Below are 18,570 nucleotides of genomic sequence, written 5' to 3'. Positions count from 1 at the left end.
CTTGAATAGACTGAGCAAAGAGAAGATTTTTTCTTCTTTAGTCCGTTCTAATTGTAGAATTTTTACCCTCGAACACCAAGCACCGTAGATGCTTCTTCTTGAAGACCGTCTAGCCACGCGAAAGCAGCCCATCGCAACGCCTGCGCCCGTCTCCATTGCAGAGCAAATTCCGGACCGCTGGCCGGGCAAAACGCCGCAGCCCCGGCCATCAACAATCCTGCCGACCGACATCCGATCCACTCATAGGGGACCTGCCTTGAACCGCTTCATCATCGCCCTGATCGCCGGACTTGGTGCGCTCACCACCGCTATCGTCTCGACCGCACAGGCACAGACGCCAACCACATTGCTCAATGTCTCCTATGACATCTCACGCGAGCTCTATGCCGAGATCAACACTGCTTTCGCCAAGCAGTGGAAGGCCAAGACCGGCCAGGACGTCACCATCAATCAGTCGCATAATGGCTCGTCGCGCCAGGCGCGCTCGATCCTCGAAGGCCTCGAAGCCGACGTGGTGACCTTCAACCAGGTCACTGACGTGCAGGTGCTGTATGATCGCGGCAAGCTCATCCCGCCCGATTGGGCCAAGCGGCTGCCGAATAATTCCTCGCCCTATTATTCGCTACCAGCCTTCCTGGTGCGCGCCGGCAATCCAAAGGGCATCAAGGACTGGGACGATCTGGTGAAGCCGGGTGTACAAGTGATCTTCCCGAACCCGAAGACCTCGGGCAATGCGCGCTACACCTATCTGGCCGCCTACGCCTTCGCGAAGAACAAGTATGGCGCCGACAAGGCCGACGACTTCATCAAGAAGCTGTTCGCCAATGTCCCGGTATTCGACACCGGCGGCCGTGCTGCGACCACGACCTTTGTCGAGCGCGGCACAGGCGACGTATTGATCACCTTCGAGGCGGAAACCTCGTCGATCCGCGATATTGCCGGCAAGGACAAGTATCAAGTCGTCGTACCGCCGACCAGCGTGCTCGCCGAGTTCCCCGTCACTGTGGTCGACAAATATGCCGACGAGCACGGTACGAAAGCGCTCGCCACCGCCTATCTCGAATTCCTGTATTCGCCGGAAGGCCAGGACATCGAGGCCAAGGGCTATAACCGCGTCACCGATGCAAGCGTGATGGCGAAGTACAAGGACAAGTTCCCCGAGGTGAAGCTCTACCGCGTCGAGGATGAGTTTGGCGGCTGGGACAAGCTCAACACCGAACATCTCAATGCCGGCGCGAAGCTGGATCAATTGTTCGGCGGGAAGTGAGGCGCCTGGCGCCACACTCCGCCTGTCGTCGCCCGGTCAAGCCGGGCGACGACAGCAACCTTTTCCAGGAGCCGCGCCAAACGCCAGCCTCATCCTGAGGAGCCGCGCTTTGCGCGGCGTCTCGAAGGATGGCGGTCCGCTCCGGACCAGGCCAGCTCATGGTTCGAGACGGCGCCGAAGAGGCGCCTCCTCACCATGAGGACGGAGTGTAGGCGCCCCGCATTCCTTTTCCGCGTAAATCGTCTATGAGAGCCCCCAGCAGCTTCACACACGGATCCATCCGCCTTGCGACGTAGCGTCATTCCAGGTTTCGGGCTCTCGCTCGGCATCACCGTCCTGTATCTCGGGGCGATTGTGCTGCTGCCGCTGTGTGCGCTTATCCTGAAAGCCTCGGATGTCGGGCTTGCGCAGTTATGGGGCATCCTGTCGTCGCCGCGCACGCTGTCGGCGATCCGCGTCACCGTGACAATGGCGCTGGCTGCCACGCTGTTCAATGCGATCTACGGCCTGCTGCTCGCCTGGGCGCTGGCGCGCTATGAATTTCCCGGCAAGCGCATTCTCGATGCGCTGGTCGATGTCCCCTTTGCACTGCCTACCGCAGTGGCCGGTCTCGCACTGACTGCACTGTTCTCGAAGAACGGCTGGCTCGGCGGACCGCTCGATGCGCTCGGCATTCAGGTCGCCTATGCTCCGCTGGGCATCGCCGTCGCCATGGCCTTCACCAGCGTTCCCTTCGTGGTCCGTACAGTGCAGCCGGTGATCGAGGACCTCGGCTCCGACGTCGAGGAAGCAGGCCGCTCGCTTGGCGCCAATGATCTGCAGATCCTCTGGCGCGTGATCTTTCCCGCGATCTTCCCGGCCTTCCTCGCCGGCTGCTCGCTGTCATTCGCGCGCAGCCTCGGCGAATTCGGCGCCGTGATCTTCATCGCCGGCAACCAGCCGATGAAAACCGAGATCGTTGCTCTGCTCACTTACATCCGGCTCGAGGAATACAATTACGAGGCCGCCGCCGCGATCGCCGTTGTGATGCTGGCAATGGCCTTTGCGATGCTGATTATCACCAATGCCGTACAGGCCTGGAACCTGCGCTATCTCGGCCGGGGAGACGCGTAATGCCGCGCCCCACGAGTGAACGTGCCCATACCGAATGGATGGTAACGCCCGTCGGCGCCGGCCCGGTGATGCGCCGCGTGGTGCTCGGCGTCGTCGCAGTCCTGACGCTCCTGTTCCTGATAGCGCCATTGGCGCTGATCTTCAGTTCCGCGCTATCGCAGGGCGTCGGTGCATTTTTCAATAGCCTCACCGAGCCCGGCACCCAGCACGCGATCCTGCTGACAGTGATCACTGCGCTCATCGCTGTCCCGATCAATATCGTCTTCGGTCTGGCGGCCGCATGGACGGTGACGAAATTCGAATTTCCGGGGCGCACCCTGCTGATCTCACTGATCGAGCTGCCCTACTCGATCTCGCCCATCGTCGCCGGCGTCGCTTATCTGTTCGTCTATGGCACGCAGGGCCTGTTCGGCCCGATTATCGAAATCCTCGGCATCAAGGTGATGTTCGCGCTGCCGGCCATCGTGCTGGCCAGCATGTTCGTGACCGCGCCATTCGTGGCCCGCGAGCTGATCCCGCTGATGCAGGTGCAGGGCACCGACGAGGAAGAAGCCGCCGTCACGCTCGGCGCGTCGGGCTTAGCGACATTCCTGCGCGTCACGCTACCGAATGTGCGCTGGGCCGTTCTCTATGGCGCTATTCTGTGCAATGCGCGCGTGATGGGCGAATTCGGCGCGGTGTCCGTTGTGTCCGGCAATGTCCGCGGCCAGACCACGACGCTCCCCCTGCAGATCGAGCTTCTGTATCAGGACTACAACGTCGCAGGCGCCTTCGCCGCGGCGACGGTGCTGACCGCCGTCGCGCTGCTCACCATCGTGATCAAACTGGCGCTGGAACGCCTCTCGCCGGACCACGCACAGGCCGCGGCCCGGCCGCCCGGCCACTGATCCCTTTAGGGGACTTCTCACCGGGTAGCCTTGGCGCTAAAAGGTCCCATGGGCGCCGCGGTTTGGCGCCGTTTATGCTGATACTCCCTGAAAATAGAGCAGAATTGCCGCTTCTCGCGAGAAAGACACCATGAAACGCATCGACGCCCACGGACTGCAGATCGCCCCCGTCCTGTACGACTTCATCGCCAAGGAAGCCGCCCCCGGGACCGGCATTGCGCCGGATGCGTTCTGGGCCGGTGTCGCCGGTCTCATCGCGGACCTGGGCCCGAAGAACCGCGAACTGCTCAAGGTGCGCGATACGCTGCAGGCCAAGATCGATGCCTGGCATCTGGCGAACAAGAGCGCCTTCGACATGAACGCCTATACGGCGTTCCTCAAGGAGATCGGTTATCTGCTGCCAGAACCGGCAACCAAGCAGGTCGAGACTGCCAATGTCGATATCGAGATCGGCCAGATCTGCGGCCCGCAGCTCGTGGTGCCGCTGACCAATGCGCGCTACGCACTGAATGCCGCAAATGCGCGCTGGGGCAGCCTCTATGATGCCTTCTACGGCACCGATGCGATCCCGCATGATCCGTCTGAAGGTGGCAAAGGCTACAACAAGGCACGCGGCGACAAGGTCATCGCCAAGGCAAAAGCCTTCCTCGACCAGGCAGCACCGCTCGCCACCGGCAGCCACACCGATGTCACGGCCTACAGCATCATCGCGGGCCAGCTGTCGGCCAAGCTCAAGAGCGGCAACCTCACAGCGCTGAAGAACGAGGTCCAGCTCGCCGGCTATCTCGGCGATCACACAGCGCCCAACGCGATCCTGCTCGTCAATAACGGGCTGCATATCGAAGTGCAGATCGACCGCGCCAGCCCGATCGGCAAGGACGATCCGGCTGGCGTCTCGGACATGCTGATGGAAGCCGCCGTCTCCACCATTCTCGACATGGAAGACAGCGTTGCGACCGTCGATGCCGAAGACAAGGTGCTGGTCTATCGCAACACCCTCGGCCTGATGAACGGTACGCTGTCGGCCGATTTCGACAAGGGCGGCAAGACGCTGACCCGCGCGCTCAATGCCGACCGCACCTACAAGACGCCGTCGGGCAAGGATCTCACGCTGCACGGCCGCAGCCTGATGCTGATGCGCAATGTCGGCCATCACATGTTCACCGACGCCGTGCTCGACAGCAAGGGTGAGGAAATCCCCGAAGGCCTGCTGGATGCCGCCGTCTCCGGCCTGATCGGTATCCACGACCTTAAGGGCAAGGGCCAGCTGCGCAACAGCCGCACTGGCTCGATCTATATCGTCAAGCCGAAGATGCATGGCCCCGATGAAGTCGCCTTCGCCTGCGAGATCTTCGGCCGCGTCGAGAAGATGCTGTCGCTGCCCGAGAACACGATGAAGGTCGGCATCATGGACGAGGAGCGCCGCACCACGGTGAACCTCAAGGCCTGTATCCAGAATGCATCGAAGCGCATCATGTTCATCAACACCGGCTTCCTCGACCGTACCGGCGACGAAATCCACACGTCGATGGAAGCGGGTGCGATGATCCGCAAGAACGACATGAAGGCGACGCCGTGGATCAAGGCCTATGAAGAGTGGAACGTGGATACGGGCCTGCTCGACGGCCTGCCCGGCCATGCGCAGATCGGCAAGGGCATGTGGGCCGCGCCGGACAAGATGGCGGACATGCTGACCCAGAAAATCGGCCATCCGCAGGCCGGCGCCACCACTGCATGGGTGCCCTCGCCCACGGCCGCGACGCTGCATGCCCTGCACTATCATCAGGTCGGCGTCATCGAACGGCAGAAAGAACTCGCCAAGGGCGGTGCCCGCGGCAAGCTCAGCGACATCCTCACCATCCCGGTGTCGCAGTCGAACTGGGCGCCGGATGATGTGAAGCAGGAGATCGACAACAACTGCCAGGGCATTCTGGGCTATGTCGTGCGCTGGATCGACCAGGGCGTCGGCTGCTCGAAGGTGCCGGACATCCATGGCGTCGGCCTGATGGAAGACCGCGCTACGCTGCGCATTTCTGCACAGCATCTCGCCAATTGGCTGCATCAGGGCGTCATCACCAGGGACCAGGTGATGGAATCGCTGAAGCGCATGGCCGTGGTGGTCGATGAGCAGAACAAGGGCGATGCGATCTACAAGAACATGGCGCCGTCCTTCGATGGCGTCGCGTTCAAGGCGGCTTGCGATCTGATCTTCGAAGGCCGCACCCAGCCGAACGGCTATACCGAATACATCCTCACCGCGCGTCGCCGCGAGGCAAAAGCGCTGGCCTGATTGCAAGAGGCACGATCAATAGAAAAGCCCCGGAAAATCGCCGGGGCTTTTTTGTGAGTTCGTTTCGCTAGAACACCGCGATGTATTTCAACAGCGAGATCACACCGAGGACGATGACGACGACGCGGCAGATCTGCTTGGCGCGACCATCGATCGGCAACAGGCTGATCAAGTACAGAATGAGAATAACGACGAGGAACGTAATGAGAGCGCCGACGAGCATATGAAATCCCCAGCCAGATTGAGATGAATCGAACGACGTCCAGCGCCGCTTGCGTGTGCGCCATCAACGCGCTCGACCTCTCCGGGTTCCATGCCCGGAACAGCCGCCTGTTTCACCGCAGGAAATGGGCAGATCCGCGCGGCTTGACCGGATGAACAACGTGGCGCGGATTACTCTCGTGCCACCACCGGCATGCGCTCATACTTCGCCTGCAGCGATGGCGATACCGGCGACATGTTCAGCGATGCGCCGCGCTTGTCGGCGCCGCGACCCGTGACCATCAATCCATCGGCGCCAGCGACAATATCGCCCTTGCGCAAGGTCGGATCGTTTTCGAGCTTCACAGGTGCCAGTCCCATCTGGTCCTTGCCGTTACACGTACATCCCGCCACCAGCTCTGTGCGATACTTGAATGCATTCGGCAGGTCCGAATACGGCTTTCCGCTATCCGTCGCTGCGGTGTCGATACTGCTGCCGTAGACGACCCTAGTCTCGCTGGCCGGGCAGAAATTGTTGCATGACGCTGCGCGGCTCTGGTTGTCGCTTGCCGTGATCGGAAAGTAGCGGCCGTCACAGGTGCGCACGCAGAAGGCCTGACGACCGCCGCTTGCCGCGCGATGGCGCTGCTCCTGCACCGGCGGACCTTCATTGACGAACGGCAACGAAATGTCTGGCCCACGGCCGCGCGCGATGCCGCCGAACAGTGCCGAAAAGAAATCCTGCGCCTGTGCCGGAACAGCACTCAACATGATCGCCGCTATCGCGCCAAGGGCCATCCGTTGTCCTGAAAGTCGGGTCATGAGGCCTCCAACGCGGTATCAAAGCGGGATATCGATTCTCAGTAGAGAGACGACGCCGAAAGGTTCATCGCCTGCCGGCCCGGGACCTGCTGCGTGGCAGGACGAACCGAAATCGAGGTCACGCTCCGCACCGGCGGAACCGTACGTGCCTCGTAGCGCGGCGCACCGGCCTTCGGCAGCACCACAACCTTGGTACCAACGCTGACGCGGCTGAACAGGTCCTGCACATCTTCATTGGTCAGGCGGATACAACCCGACGACACGAATTTGCCGATGGTCGACGGATCATTGGTACCATGGATGCGATAGGCGCTGGAGCCGAGATACATCGCACGGGCACCGAGCGGATTGCCGGGACCGCCAGCCATGAAGCGCGGCAGATAGGGCTGGCGTGCAATCATCTCCTGTGGCGGATGCCAATCCGGCCATTCCGCCTTGCGCGTGATGGTCTGCGTGCCCGACCAGGTAAAACCCTCGCGGCCGACGCCGACACCGTAGCGGATCGCCCGGTTGTTGCCGAGCACGTAATAGAGCTGGGTGTTGCCCGTATCGATGATCACCGTACCTGGCGCTTCGCGGGTCATGTAGCTGACTTCAGCGCGGCGCAGGCGCTCGGGGAGAGCGGCATCCATGTTCTCTCGCACCCGCGGGGCAGCCATCACATCGTCGTCCAGTGGAAACGCGCTTAGCGCAGCCGGCCCATAGTTCATCACCTGCGCCGATGCGCTGGAGATGAACGGCGGAGCTACGATTAGAGCGGCTGCAACAACGAGCGCGCCTGTGAGACGCAGCGAAAGCGTGCGGTTTTCAGATGATGCCTGTGACATGTGACTGCCCCGTTTGGCGACGCGTCATCGTCGTGATGACCGTAACCAACTGGGCCGAAGCCTCGCGGTTCCCTCCCCGCGGGCTTTCGTCGAATGATTTGTCAACCAAGGAGCCATCACGAAACCGCGACGGAACTTTTGCATCATGGTCGTGTTGTAGAGCCCGATCGCATGTCGGCGATCTGACGCCCGAATGATCGGCGCGAACAAGTGGCGGCATGTCGGGACAGCTCATGAGTGAAGTACGCGCTCTTCCCGAAAAGCCTGCAGGCGCGCCGGTGCCCGAGAGCAAGATCGAGCAACCGCCGGTATTCCGCCGCGCCGAAGTGGTTGCTTTCACGCTGGTTTCGCTGCTGGTGATCACCGTGATTACGGTGCTCTATGTCGCCAAGGCATTCTTCCTGCCAATCGTGACAGCCTTCATCATTGGCACCATGTTGTCGCCTGCAGCGAACTTTCTCGAAAAGCGTCGCATTCCGCGATCCGTCTCGGCAGTCCTGATTGTTATCCTGGTCTGCGCCGGGCTCGCCTTCATCGTGGGGCTTATTTCGTCCCCGCTGATGGAATGGACGACGCGGCTCCCCGAACTAGGTTCGCTGCTCAAGAACAAGCTGCATGTCTTTGACCGACCGCTGGCGCTGTGGCACCAGATACAGAGCATGTTCGGCAGCACCGAAACGCTTGCCACGACGAAGTTCGAATTGCCCAAGATCGACTGGGTACAGCCCACCGTCGAATTCCTGTCGCCGACCTTCACCGAATTCCTGCTGTTCTTCGCCACGCTGGTCCTGTTCATCGCCAGCTGGACGGACTTGCGCCGTGCGTTGGTCATGAACTTCGCCGATCATGAATGGCGACTGCGGACGCTGCGCATTCTCAATGCCATAGAGACCAGCCTTGGCGATTATCTGCTGATGGTCACCATGATCAATTTCGGCGTCGGCATTGCCACCGGCGTGATCTGCGCGACCACCGGCACGCCCAATCCCGCCGGCCTCGGCGCGCTGGCCGCCACCCTCAACTACTTCCCAATCATCGGCCCGATCGCGATGTTCGTCATTCTGGTCGTGGTCGGGATCATTTCGTCATCGACGATCGCTGCAGGCATGATCGCTCCGCTGCTGTTCGTCGGCCTCACTTTCATGGAAGGCCATTTCATCACGCCGACGATCATTGGACGCAAATTGCAACTCAATGCGCTGGCGGTGTTCATCGGGCTGGCGTTCTGGACGTGGCTCTGGGGGCCGATGGGCGGCTTTCTGGCGGCGCCGATCCTGATCGTCGGGCTGATCCTGAAGGAGCATTTGATGCCGATCAATTCGCCGCAGTTGCCGCCGGATTAATCCAGCTCTACTGATGGAACCTACGGTCTAACCGGGCGTTTCTGCATTGGATTTTCAGTATCAGGGGAGCTTCGTATGGCGGATATCGATGGCCTGGATGAACTCAGGAAACTGACCGACAAAGCAACCTTTAGCCGCCTTCAGAAGGATCTCACCGCCGTGAAAAACGATGTTGCAGCCCTGACCGAACAGATCACAGACGCCCTCAATGCCTTTACCGGTCAGGCCACCAAACAGGCCCGCCGCGGCGTCCAGCAGGCACGTGCCAACGCCGAAGACATAATGTCCGACGTGCGGGAGCGCGGCAGCGCCGCCTATGATGCCGCGCATGACGCCGCCTATTCGCTGGAAGAAACGCTGGAAGACAGCATCACCCAGCGCCCGCTCGCCGCGGTCGGTCTGGCGCTCGGTCTCGGCGTACTGATCGGAATGGCCTGGCGTCGCTGAGCCACATGCCAAATATTGGAATCGGAATGAACTGGCGGTGCCCATGGGTGCCGTCAGTTTTCTTTGTATTTTAGAGTTCAGGGTTCGGGGGCTTCCATGTTGAAGGGTATTATCGACGATCTGAAGAACAGCACGGGCGACAGCCTGCGCATGACATCCCTCATGGCAATGGCGGGCTTTGCCGGCTTCGTGGCCTTGTGCTTCCTGTGTGCCGCAGCCTTCGTCGCGATGATGCAGCGCTACGGCGTCATCGAGGCTTGCCTCACTATCGCCGGCATCTTCGTAGTCATCACGGCGATCTTCGCGCAGATCTATGCCACCAAACAGAAGCGTGCCCGTGAGCGTGCGGCCGCTGCCGCGCGGGCAGCCGCACGCGCTGCTGCCAATGCACCGTTGATCGATCCGATGATGATCGCGACCGGCATTCAGATCGCGCGCACGCTGGGCCTGAAGAAGGTCATTCCGCTATTGGCGCTGGCAGGCGTTGCACTTGGCTATATGGCCAATCGCAACAGCGCCGCGGCCGACAAAGACGACACAAACGAAACCGGCGACCCCGATGAGGCCGCCGGCGATTGATACAAATTGTTCAAATGACGATCAGGTTACACAGCGACCAGGCTGCAGAATCTTGGCCATCTCGCTCAGCACGCTCACCGGAGGTTCGCAGCCCACGGCCGCACGCTGCGGTTTGGCGTTCACGGGAACCGTACGGACATTAACGGCCCCGTTCTCGGCCGGAGCGACTACGGGCGCTGCGCCCAAGCGCAAAAGTACCGACGTATCTGAGAGACCCTGAACACGGAACGACAGCGTCTGGCTCTGCTCGTTCTGTGCCGTGATCATTGTCCCCCGATCGCCTTTGGCGGCCCGGTTGACGCCGCTGGCAGCGGCTCTGTCTGAATCAGTCAACGTGCCCCGCAGGTCGTTGCCGGATGCATACTGAATGGCGCCGAACATGGTCGCGCCTGCGACCATTCCCAAAACCAAGCTGGATACTTTTGACATCTGAGGCCTCGCCTGCCCTGCGCGACGTCGTTGCGTCGCGTCCATAATAGGAACGTGCGTCAAGGCTCCAGGTTCAAAAACGGCGATCACTTAACCGTGTGTTAAATATTCTGCGTTTGCCGGGAACGGTTTTCAGCGACGCGCGTCATTCAGGCAGCCGGTCGTCCCCTGCCCCAATTGACCGGCGACGCGGGGTGTAGCTGTGGTGATGCCAGCTACATCCCGCATTTTTTTGCGGGATAGGTAAGCCTTCTCACCCTTCGAAAGACGCCGCGGGCAGAGGTATCCCCCTGCCCGTGACATTCGGTTCATCACGCTTTACCAGATTATTTCTTGCTCATCACCATTGGGCACGCGCTCGCCGAAAGCGACGGGAAAGCTTCCTCGCCCGTCACCGTCGCGAGGATCTTGAACACGTCATAGGGATCACTGACCTCGCTCTGCTTCTTCACCTCGGCGAGATACATGTCGTGAACCATCAGATTGTCCGGGCGCAGCTTGCCGTTGCGCAGGAAGGCGTCGTTGAAGGTACGGCCCTGCAGGTCTTTCACAACCGCAGCGGGATCCTTGGTATTTGCAGCTTCCACAGACTTGATGTAGTTCAGCGTCGATGAATAGACGCCGGCCTGCATCATGCTCGGCGGCTTGCCCATCTTGGCCGCATAGCGGTTGGCGAACTCGCGCGTGCGATCGTCCATATTCCAGTAGAAGCCGGACGTCACCAGCAGGCCCTGCGCGCTCTTGAGGCCGACGCTGCGGATGTCATTCACGTCGATCAGGAGTGCGATCATTTTCTGGCCGCCGCTCAGCAGGCCGAACTCCTCGGCCTGCTTGATCACGTTCTGCGTATCACTGCCAGCATTGGCGACGGCGATCACCTTCGCGCCCGACGATTTTGCCGTCAGCAGCTGCGAGGAGAAATCGGCGGTGTTGATCGGATGCAACGCGTGGCCGAGCGACTTGCCGCCGCCCTTGGTCACGACTTCCGTCACGTCGCGCTCGAGCGCATGGCCGAAAGCATAGTCGGCTGCGATGAAAAACCAGGTGTCGTTGCCCTGCTTCAGCAATGCCTTGCCGCCGACATTGGCGAGCGCATAGGTGTTGTAGGTCCACTGAATGAAGTTCGGCGAACAGAACTTGCCGCTCAGATCCGCCGAGCCGCCGGCGGACGTGATGAACATCTTGTTGCGCTCTTTGGCGAAAGTCTGCACGGCGATGCAGACCGACGACACCGGCACGTCGAGAATGACATCGACGCCTTCCTGATCGTACCACTGGCGCGCAATATTGCCGCCAACGTCGGGCTTGTTGAGATGGTCGGCGGAAATCAACTGGATCGACTTGCCGAGCGCCTTGCCACCGCATTCATCGATGGCAAGCTGCGCTGCCGCGACCGATCCTGCGCCGCCATTGTCGGCGAACAGCCCGGTCATGTCGGTCAGCACGCCGAATTTCAGCGGTGTATCCGCCGCGGCACGAACGATGGCCGGCGAAAAGATGGCCGTGCTGACACCGGCTGCGCCGAGGCCAGCCAGGAATGTACGTCGCTTCATATTAATCCTCCCTGTTTTTGTTTCTTATAAGAAAAGCATCATCGTCATCTTGAGACGAAGATCATGGTGGACTGGATGGCGTCCCTCTATCCGGAAGCTCCAATTCAAGCAGCGCAGAGCTCAATGACTTCCCGTGCGTATCCAATGCGAGCGATCGCACCACTCCGCCACCGAGTGCACCCGTCAGCACGAAATTCAATGCACCAAGCGCCGGCAATTCATAGCGCGCGACGGTGCCAGTGATCGTGTTGCTGAAATGCTGCGCGACTTGACCTGCGGTCACGTGTTTGGCCAGAAAGTCGAAATCACAGGCATCGAATGCGATGACGGAGATGTTGGACGTATCGCCCTTGTCGCCGCTGCGCGCATGCGCGATCTGACGGAGCTTCATGCTCACGCCTCCATGAACGTGACCGATGACGTCACGACAGTTTCGGGCAGCAGCGCCGAGGCAACGCCGACGATCTCACGGGCCGATTTCCAGGCGCCGCCGCCGCCGGCAGGACCGTTGGTGTAGAGCGTCTCGACCTCGTTGCCGATCTTCACGGCCTCCGCGAACGAGTCCGTGCGCCCCGCGACGCGAATGCGGACTTCATAGGGATTGTGGCCATCTGCCAAGCCGTCGCCATGCAGCGCATTGACGCCGATCAGATCGAAGCGGCTTTCCGTCATTTTCACGCCAGTAAGCGCGAGACGTTCACGCACGATGTCGAGTGCAAGCCGCCCGCGCGCAGCGGCATTGGCGCCGGCGTAGGAGATTTCGCCCTCGCCTATATAACTGTCGAGATAGCCGACCGAGGTCTTCAGCAGGCCGGTCTTGGGCATGCCGCTTCCACCCGTGACATGAATGCGATCCGGCCCGACTTCCTCGACACGTACCTGCGAGAAATCGGCAACCACGTCCGGCTGGTAATAGCGAGCCGGATCGTGAATTTCGTAGAGCAACTGTTCCGTCACCGTCGCACGCGTGATTTGCCCGCCCGAGCCCGCCACCTTGGTGACGACGAGATCGCCATCCTCACGCACCTCGCCGATCGGAAAGCCAAGTCGCGCGAGCCCCTGCACATCCTTCACACCGGGATCGGCGAAATAGCCGCCGGTGATCTGGCCAGCACATTCCAGAAGATGGCCGACCATGGTACCCTTGCCGAGCAGGCCCCAGTCATCCATCGCCCAGCCGAATTCATGAACCAGCGGCCCGAGAAACAGCGCCGGGTCAGCCGCGCGGCCAGTGATAACGACATCGGCACCGCCGGCGAGCGCTTCGGCGATGGGGGCGGCGCCTGTGTAGGCATTGGCTGAGATCACACGGTTGCCGAGCGCCTTGACCGAGCCGCCTTCGTCCAGCGCGATATCGGATGCGCGCGCCTGCGCCAGCACATCATCGCCGGTCACGGCCGCAACCTTCATTCCGGTCAGGCCCAACGCTTTGGCGATGTCACGCGTCGCTTGGGCTGCCGCGACAGGATTCGCCGCGCCCATATTGGTGACGATCTTGACGCCATTCTTCCTGCAGATCGGGAGCACCGCTTTCATACGATCGGCGAGCAGCGGGTCGAAGCCGCCCTGCGGATCCTTCAAGCGGTCTTGTTGGGCCAGCGCGATGGTGCGTTCGGCAAGACACTCGAAGACGAGATAATCGAGATTGCCGCTTTCCGCGAGTTCGATCGCCGGTTCGATCCGGTCCCCCGAATAGCCGGCACCGGATCCGATCCTGATGGTGCGCACGAGCAGTTCTCCCAGGATCGGACTACCCGCAGCCAGATCGCGCAGGGCGCGATCGCCGCATGTCCTCTCCCGATCTCTTTTGACGGACACGTCACGGGCCTGAGCAGGCGATCACGCGCATGTTGCTTTCGCGCATTGAAGCCAGAAGTCTCCCTCCATTCAATTGAATAAATTCTATCTCATTGATAGAAATCATCTATGGATGTAAATCTCCGCCAAATCCGGTCGTTCGTCGTCGTTGCCCAGACCGGCAGCTTCACGCGCGCCGCTGAACTGCTCCATCTGGCGCAGCCGACGCTGACGGTTCAGATCAGGCGCCTCGAAGAAACGCTCGAGGTGAAACTGTTCGACCGCAACACCCGCTCCGTCGAACTCACCCGTATGGGCCGCGAACTGCTGCCGGTGTTCCAGCGCATGATCCGCGATCTTGATGCTGTGGTCGTGGATACCCGCGATATCGCCGCCAAGCGCCGCGGCGTGGTGCGGATCGCCGCGCTCCCGTCGGTCGCGGCAGGTGTGCTGCCCGAAGCCATCAAGTCGTTTCGTGAATTACAGCCCGGCGCGTCCTTCGTCCTGAAGGACGTGATCGCCAACCGCGTCCTGGACCTTGTCCGTTCCGAAGAAGTCGATCTCGGCATCATGGGCGGCAGCGTCACGGGCCACGACGTGGAAGTGCTGCTCGAAGTGCGCGATCGTATGCATGTGGTGTTTCCGGCAAAGCACCCGATCGGAGGAATCCGCAAGGTCACTATCGACGATCTGATGAAGTATCCGCTGGTGCTGATGGACCCCGCGACCAGCGTCCGCGCCGTCGTCGACAGCGCCTTCCTGACGGCGGGGCATATCGCGCAACCGACCTGCGAGGCGACCTATATGATGACCGCCATCGCCATGGTGCGTGCCGGACTGGGTATCACCATCCTGCCGGGCTCCGCTCGCGAGATCGGCGCGGAGCCTGATCTCCGTTCGCGGCAGATCGACGTCGCGGACTTCTCGCGCGCAATCACCATCATCAAGAAAGCCGGGCGCACCCTGCCGCCAATCAGTGAAGCCTTTGGCGAACACCTCGCCACATCGATCGGCGCACAGCCATCGTTTGCGCGCCGCTGACGCGCGATTACTTCATCGCTTCATAGACCGCGAAACTGTAGGCGCCTTCCGGCTTCCTGGTAATCACGGGGTCTGATCCGCCCGACATCAACGTCGCGACCGTGCGGTCGTAATCCCTGACGTCGAGTTTGCCGTTGGCGTCGCCAAGCAGCTTGCTAACCTCGGTCATCATCCGTTTCTGATCCTTGGCGGTCTTGGCGCCGGTGGAGTCGCCGGCAAGGATGATCTTCACGGCTTCGTCGGGATTGGCCTTGGCATAGTCCCAGCCCTTCATCGATGCCTTCACGAACTTCGCCATCTTCGCAACGAAGGCAGGGTCCTTGAGATTCTTGTCGAGCACCCAGAGGCCGTCTTCCAGTGTGGCGACTCCCTCGTCCTCATATTTGAACACGGTGAGCTGGCTCGGCTTGTAGCCGCCGTCGATCACCTGCCAGTATTCGTTATAGGCCATGGTCGACACGCAATCGGCCTGCTTCTGCAGCAGCGGATCGACATTGAAGCCCTGCTTGATGATCTTCACGCCCGCCGGCGAACCATCCGTCTTGTAACCCAGCTTCGACATCCAGGAGAGGAACGGGTATTCGTTGCCGCCATACCAGACACCGGTGACCTTGCCCTTCAGATCGGTGGGCTTCTTGATGCCGGTCTCGGCGCGGCAGGTGAGTTCGAGGCCAGACTTCTTGAAGGTCTGCGAGATATTGACGAGTGGCACGCCCTTCTCGCGCGAGGCCAGCGCCGACGGCATCCAGTCCACCACCACATCGGCACCGCCGCCGGCGATCACCTGCGGCGGCGCGACGTCGGGACCGCCCGGCTTGATGGTCACGTCGAGCCCGGCCTCCTTGTAGAAGCCCTTCTCCTTGGCAACGAAGTAGCCGGCGAACTGGGCCTGCGCGACCCATTTGAGCTGGACGGTGACCTTGTCCGCCGCCTGCGCGGAGCTGAGCGACAGCGCCATCGCCGCGCCAAGTACCATGATCTTCTTCATGCCCAACTCCGGAACTTGCGAACCTGCCGATCAGGCTCGCATGGATGGATGCCAAAACGTGGTTGCGCGCTCGGCGAGCGCAACAAGTCCATAAAACGCCATTCCCGCGATCGCGGCGAGCGCGATCTCTGCCCACACCATATCCAACGCCATACGCCCGGCTTCCGTCGAAATCCGAAAGCCGATGCCTTGCGTCGGCGTGCCGAAGAACTCCGCGACGATCGCCCCGATCAGGGCTAGTGTGGCATTGATCTTCAAGGCATTGAAGATGAAAGGTAGAGCAGCGGGAAGATACAACTTGATCAGAGTCTGTGCATAGCTCGCGCCATAGGAGCGCATCAGGTCACGCTCGATATCGCCGGCGGCCTGCAGGCCGGCCAGCGCATTCACCAGCATCGGGAAGAACGTCACCAGCGCCACGACGGCGGCCTTCGATGGCCAGTCGAAGCCGAACCACATGACCATGATCGGCGCCACGCCGACCAGCGGCAGCGCCGAGAAGAAGTTACCGAGCGGCAGCAGCCCACGGCCGAGAAATTCAAAGCGATGCGCGAGGATCGCCACAAGCAATCCCGAGGAGCAGCCGATCGCGTAGCCGATGAGCACACCGCGGATGAAGGTTTGCACAAAATCCGCGCCCAGCATCGGCAGCGACGCCATGAACCTGGCAGCGGCGGCGCTCGGCGACGGCAGCAACACCAGCGGCACGCCGGCGCCGCGCACCACGACCTCCCAAAGGTAGAACACCGCCGCGCCAAACAGCAGCGGGATGGCGAGGTCGATGGCCTTGCGGAAGCTGCTGTCGCGCGGCTTCAGGCCGGCCAATGCAACGACGCAGATCCACGACGCCAGCCAGACGCCGACGACCACCATCCAGAAGCCCGACGCGGCATCGCCGGCAATCAGGGGATCGCGGAGCAGCATCAGGGTCATGTCTGCCGTGACGCCTGCGCCGATGAGACCGATCACGATCGCCGGCAGGCCGCGTAAGCCGGCGGCAAGGCCGAACACAAGGACGATCACGCCGGTGAGCAGGAATGTCGGCGGCCGCGCCATCAGGGCTGCGACAGGCACCCCCGCAAGCGGCAGCGGCAGCATCAGCGTGATCAGCACGCACACCGCCGACATGATGAAGCCCAGCCGGATCTGGCGGCGATTCATGCCCGCGCCCCCATCCGCTGCGCGACCTTGCGTTCAGCGTAGCTCACGACGGCGATCAGGCTCGACGCCAGCACCGCGGCGGCCACCAGAGCAGACCAGATCTGAATCGTCTGGCCGTAATAGGAGCCCGCCAGCAAACGCGCACCGATGCCGGCTTCGGCGCCGGTCGGCAATTCGGCCACGATGGCGCCGATCAGCGAGATGGTGATGGCGACCTTGAGGCTGGCAAACAGATACGGCACCGCCGAGGGCCAGCGCAGTTTGGACAGCACCTGGCGCGGCGTCGCCGACCATGTGCGCATCAAATCCATCTGCATCGGATCCGGCGACGTGAAGCCTTTGACCATACCGATGGTGATGGGGAAGAAACTCAGATAGGCCGAGATGATCGATTTCGGCAGCAGACCCTGCAGGCCGATGGCGCCGAGCACCACGATGAAAATCGGCGCCAGCGCCAGGATTGGGACCATCTGCGAACAGATGATCCAGGGCATCAGGCTGCGCTCCAGCACGCGGCTATGGACGATGGCGAGTGCCAGCACGATGCCAAGCAGTGCGCCCAGGGCGAAACCGAGCAGCGTTGCCGAAAGCGTCACCATGGAATGATAGACAAGGCTGCGCGGCGCCGTCGGCGCATAGCCGAACACACCGTCCACGAAAGCGCCGACGACCTGATGCGGCGCCGGCAGCAGTGGCCGTTCAGCAATCATGGTGCCTGCCAGCAATTCCATGGTCGTATAGGGCGCTTCCTCGCGCTCGAAGCCGCCGCGCACCAATGACAGATTCATCAACACCGCGGCGACGTACCAGATGACGATTAGCACCGCGACCACCGTCACAACGGGCGCACTCCGCCTCACCCGCGGATGCCGGTGCCACGCAGTGCGCTCGACCGGTATCGCGAGGACCGTGCTACTCCTCATAGGAATGCCCGGCACGCAAGCCCGTGCGCACGCGCTGCGCGATCGCAATGAATTCGGGCGTCTCACGAATCTCCAGCGTACGGTCGCGCGGAAAGTTACAGTCGATGATATCGGTGATGCGGCCGGGCCGCGGCGACATCACAACGATTTTCGTTGAAAGAAATACCGCCTCCGGAATCGAATGGGTGACGAACAACACGGTCTTGCGGGTCTTGGCCCAGAGCTGCAGCAGCTGTTCATTGAGATGATCCCGCACGATCTCGTCCAGCGCGCCGAACGGCTCGTCCATCAGCAACAATTCCGGATCGAAGGACAGCGCCCGCGCGATCGACACGCGCTGCTGCATGCCGCCCGAGAGCTGCCAGGGAAACTTGCGCTCGAAGCCGGTCAGATTGACCAGTGCGAGATAGCGCGCCGCGCGCTGCTTCTGTTCGGTCGGCGAGAAGCCCATCAGCTCCAGCGGCAGCTTGAGATTGGCCTCGATGCTGCGCCAGGGAAACAATGCGGGCGCCTGAAACACATAGCCATAGTTACGGCCGAGACGCGCCTGCTCGGCACTCATCCCGTTGACGGTCACGGTGCCCGAACTCGGCCGCTGCAGATCGGCGATCACGCGCAGCAGCGTGGTCTTGCCGCAGCCAGATGGGCCGATAAACGACACGAACTCGCCGCCGCCGATCTGCAGATCGACATTGGACAACGCCTCGACCTTGCCATCGGTCGTATCGAAAGTGAGCGAGACCTTGCTGACATCGACTGCGATGGTGCGAGTGGCCGTGGATTGATAGATGTGGGGTGTCGTTTCGGCAGTTGAGTTCATGCGCACCGGTTCGACCAGGAGGGTCACAACGCAGCTCGGCCACAGCCTTGAGGCACGTGGCAATATGCCGCCTATCAGGGGA

The 18,570-nt window shown here is 61.5% G+C and carries 19 protein-coding genes; 8 read left to right on the top strand and 11 right to left on the bottom strand.

Translation table 11 applies throughout. From position 1 onward, the window contains the following. Positions 1-256 precede the first annotated feature (256 nt). The 4 genes from cysP to AC1RLZ_RS07455 all read left to right on the top strand — a co-directional run bounded on the left by cysP (position 257) and on the right by AC1RLZ_RS07455 (position 5,557). The gene (gene cysP, locus AC1RLZ_RS07470) at positions 257-1,267 is read left to right on the top strand and encodes a thiosulfate ABC transporter substrate-binding protein CysP (RefSeq protein ID WP_493188127.1); all 1,011 of its coding nucleotides are present in this window, start codon (positions 257-259) and stop codon (positions 1,265-1,267) included. Between the two features lie 285 nt (positions 1,268-1,552). Beyond that, the gene (gene cysT, locus AC1RLZ_RS07465) at positions 1,553-2,380 is read left to right on the top strand and encodes a sulfate ABC transporter permease subunit CysT (protein WP_493188126.1); all 828 of its coding nucleotides are present in this window, start codon (positions 1,553-1,555) and stop codon (positions 2,378-2,380) included. After that, positions 2,380-3,267 carry a sulfate ABC transporter permease subunit CysW gene (gene cysW / locus AC1RLZ_RS07460; protein ID WP_493188125.1) on the top strand — a complete coding sequence of 296 codons (888 nt, stop codon included), beginning with the start codon at positions 2,380-2,382 and terminating at the stop codon, positions 3,265-3,267. The genes cysT and cysW overlap by 1 nt, the downstream gene beginning before the upstream one ends. Before the next feature lie 130 nt (positions 3,268-3,397). Continuing rightward, a complete protein-coding gene (locus AC1RLZ_RS07455) occupies positions 3,398-5,557 on the top strand; it encodes a malate synthase G (RefSeq protein ID WP_493188124.1) in 2,160 nt (719 codons plus the stop codon). 67 nt (positions 5,558-5,624) lie between these two features. Here AC1RLZ_RS07455 and AC1RLZ_RS07450 read toward each other — a convergent pair whose 3' ends face one another. The 3 genes from AC1RLZ_RS07450 to AC1RLZ_RS07440 form a co-directional block, all read right to left on the bottom strand. After that, positions 5,625-5,780 carry a Thivi_2564 family membrane protein gene (locus tag AC1RLZ_RS07450; RefSeq protein ID WP_371424350.1) on the bottom strand — a complete coding sequence of 52 codons (156 nt, stop codon included), beginning with the start codon at positions 5,778-5,780 and terminating at the stop codon, positions 5,625-5,627. A 170-nt stretch (positions 5,781-5,950) separates the two neighbouring features. Next, positions 5,951-6,580 (bottom strand): DUF2865 domain-containing protein, encoded by a 630-nt coding sequence (locus AC1RLZ_RS07445; protein ID WP_493188123.1) that lies wholly within the window; start codon positions 6,578-6,580, stop codon positions 5,951-5,953. A 38-nt stretch (positions 6,581-6,618) separates the two neighbouring features. Further along, positions 6,619-7,407, bottom strand: coding sequence for a L,D-transpeptidase (locus tag AC1RLZ_RS07440; protein ID WP_493188122.1), 789 nt, complete (start codon positions 7,405-7,407; stop codon positions 6,619-6,621). A 233-nt stretch (positions 7,408-7,640) separates the two neighbouring features. On the opposite strand from AC1RLZ_RS07440, the gene AC1RLZ_RS07435 reads away from it, so the two are divergent. The 3 genes from AC1RLZ_RS07435 (at position 7,641) to AC1RLZ_RS07425 (ending at position 9,776) form a co-directional block, all read left to right on the top strand. Then, positions 7,641-8,750: an AI-2E family transporter gene (locus AC1RLZ_RS07435; RefSeq protein WP_493188121.1), complete on the top strand. Its 1,110-nt coding sequence runs from the start codon at positions 7,641-7,643 to the stop codon at positions 8,748-8,750. A 75-nt stretch (positions 8,751-8,825) separates the two neighbouring features. Further along, the gene (locus AC1RLZ_RS07430) at positions 8,826-9,197 is read left to right on the top strand and encodes an ElaB/YgaM/YqjD family protein (protein WP_493188120.1); all 372 of its coding nucleotides are present in this window, start codon (positions 8,826-8,828) and stop codon (positions 9,195-9,197) included. A 96-nt stretch (positions 9,198-9,293) separates the two neighbouring features. Beyond that, positions 9,294-9,776 (top strand): hypothetical protein, encoded by a 483-nt coding sequence (locus tag AC1RLZ_RS07425; RefSeq protein ID WP_493188119.1) that lies wholly within the window; start codon positions 9,294-9,296, stop codon positions 9,774-9,776. 21 nt (positions 9,777-9,797) lie between these two features. On the opposite strand, the gene AC1RLZ_RS07420 is transcribed toward AC1RLZ_RS07425, so the two are convergent. The 4 genes from AC1RLZ_RS07420 to AC1RLZ_RS07405 form a co-directional block, all read right to left on the bottom strand. Further along, on the bottom strand, positions 9,798-10,205 hold the full coding sequence (locus tag AC1RLZ_RS07420; RefSeq protein ID WP_493188118.1) for a hypothetical protein: 408 nt from the start codon (positions 10,203-10,205) through the stop codon (positions 9,798-9,800). 326 nt (positions 10,206-10,531) lie between these two features. Next, on the bottom strand, positions 10,532-11,758 hold the full coding sequence (locus AC1RLZ_RS07415) for an ABC transporter substrate-binding protein (protein WP_493188117.1): 1,227 nt from the start codon (positions 11,756-11,758) through the stop codon (positions 10,532-10,534). Between the two features lie 61 nt (positions 11,759-11,819). Continuing rightward, complete coding sequence (locus AC1RLZ_RS07410; RefSeq protein WP_493188116.1) at positions 11,820-12,149, bottom strand: AtuA-related protein; 330 nt, start codon at positions 12,147-12,149, stop codon at positions 11,820-11,822. Between the two features lie 2 nt (positions 12,150-12,151). Continuing rightward, entirely contained in the window at positions 12,152-13,486 is a 1,335-nt protein-coding gene (locus AC1RLZ_RS07405) for an acyclic terpene utilization AtuA family protein (RefSeq protein WP_493188115.1), read from the bottom strand. A 198-nt stretch (positions 13,487-13,684) separates the two neighbouring features. Here AC1RLZ_RS07405 and AC1RLZ_RS07400 point away from each other — a divergent pair, with 198 nt between their 5' ends. After that, positions 13,685-14,596 (top strand): LysR family transcriptional regulator, encoded by a 912-nt coding sequence (locus tag AC1RLZ_RS07400; protein ID WP_493188114.1) that lies wholly within the window; start codon positions 13,685-13,687, stop codon positions 14,594-14,596. Between the two features lie 7 nt (positions 14,597-14,603). Here AC1RLZ_RS07400 and AC1RLZ_RS07395 read toward each other — a convergent pair whose 3' ends face one another. The 4 genes from AC1RLZ_RS07395 to AC1RLZ_RS07380 form a co-directional block, all read right to left on the bottom strand. After that, entirely contained in the window at positions 14,604-15,584 is a 981-nt protein-coding gene (locus AC1RLZ_RS07395) for an ABC transporter substrate-binding protein (RefSeq protein ID WP_493188113.1), read from the bottom strand. A 30-nt stretch (positions 15,585-15,614) separates the two neighbouring features. Next, entirely contained in the window at positions 15,615-16,517 is a 903-nt protein-coding gene (locus AC1RLZ_RS07390) for an ABC transporter permease (RefSeq protein WP_493188389.1), read from the bottom strand. A gap of 224 nt (positions 16,518-16,741) precedes the next feature. Further along, positions 16,742-17,584 (bottom strand): ABC transporter permease, encoded by an 843-nt coding sequence (locus tag AC1RLZ_RS07385; protein WP_493188112.1) that lies wholly within the window; start codon positions 17,582-17,584, stop codon positions 16,742-16,744. A gap of 73 nt (positions 17,585-17,657) precedes the next feature. Further along, a complete protein-coding gene (locus tag AC1RLZ_RS07380) occupies positions 17,658-18,488 on the bottom strand; it encodes an ABC transporter ATP-binding protein (protein WP_493188111.1) in 831 nt (276 codons plus the stop codon). Positions 18,489-18,570: the final 82 nt, after the last annotated feature.

The sequence above is a fragment of the Tardiphaga sp. GW822-FHT04G09 genome, assembly GCF_058800725.1.
The sequence above is the reverse complement of the archived record's forward strand: the minus strand, read 5'-3'. Positions and strand labels throughout refer to the sequence as shown.

Excerpts from the sequence above, each read along its gene's own strand:
- cysW (WP_493188125.1), top strand. The coding sequence starts at position 2,380 with ATGCCGCGCCCCACGAGTGAACGTGCCCATACCGAATGGATGGTAACG.
- AC1RLZ_RS07455 (WP_493188124.1), top strand. The coding sequence starts at position 3,398 with ATGAAACGCATCGACGCCCACGGACTGCAGATCGCCCCCGTCCTGTAC.
- AC1RLZ_RS07450 (WP_371424350.1), bottom strand. The coding sequence starts at position 5,780 with ATGCTCGTCGGCGCTCTCATTACGTTCCTCGTCGTTATTCTCATTCTG.
- AC1RLZ_RS07445 (WP_493188123.1), bottom strand. The coding sequence starts at position 6,580 with ATGACCCGACTTTCAGGACAACGGATGGCCCTTGGCGCGATAGCGGCG.
- AC1RLZ_RS07440 (WP_493188122.1), bottom strand. The coding sequence starts at position 7,407 with ATGTCACAGGCATCATCTGAAAACCGCACGCTTTCGCTGCGTCTCACA.
- AC1RLZ_RS07435 (WP_493188121.1), top strand. The coding sequence starts at position 7,641 with ATGAGTGAAGTACGCGCTCTTCCCGAAAAGCCTGCAGGCGCGCCGGTG.
- AC1RLZ_RS07430 (WP_493188120.1), top strand. The coding sequence starts at position 8,826 with ATGGCGGATATCGATGGCCTGGATGAACTCAGGAAACTGACCGACAAA.
- AC1RLZ_RS07425 (WP_493188119.1), top strand. The coding sequence starts at position 9,294 with ATGTTGAAGGGTATTATCGACGATCTGAAGAACAGCACGGGCGACAGC.
- AC1RLZ_RS07420 (WP_493188118.1), bottom strand. The coding sequence starts at position 10,205 with ATGTCAAAAGTATCCAGCTTGGTTTTGGGAATGGTCGCAGGCGCGACC.
- AC1RLZ_RS07415 (WP_493188117.1), bottom strand. The coding sequence starts at position 11,758 with ATGAAGCGACGTACATTCCTGGCTGGCCTCGGCGCAGCCGGTGTCAGC.
- AC1RLZ_RS07410 (WP_493188116.1), bottom strand. The coding sequence starts at position 12,149 with ATGAAGCTCCGTCAGATCGCGCATGCGCGCAGCGGCGACAAGGGCGAT.
- AC1RLZ_RS07400 (WP_493188114.1), top strand. The coding sequence starts at position 13,685 with ATGGATGTAAATCTCCGCCAAATCCGGTCGTTCGTCGTCGTTGCCCAG.
- AC1RLZ_RS07395 (WP_493188113.1), bottom strand. The coding sequence starts at position 15,584 with ATGAAGAAGATCATGGTACTTGGCGCGGCGATGGCGCTGTCGCTCAGC.
- AC1RLZ_RS07390 (WP_493188389.1), bottom strand. The coding sequence starts at position 16,517 with ATGACCCTGATGCTGCTCCGCGATCCCCTGATTGCCGGCGATGCCGCG.
- AC1RLZ_RS07380 (WP_493188111.1), bottom strand. The coding sequence starts at position 18,488 with ATGAACTCAACTGCCGAAACGACACCCCACATCTATCAATCCACGGCC.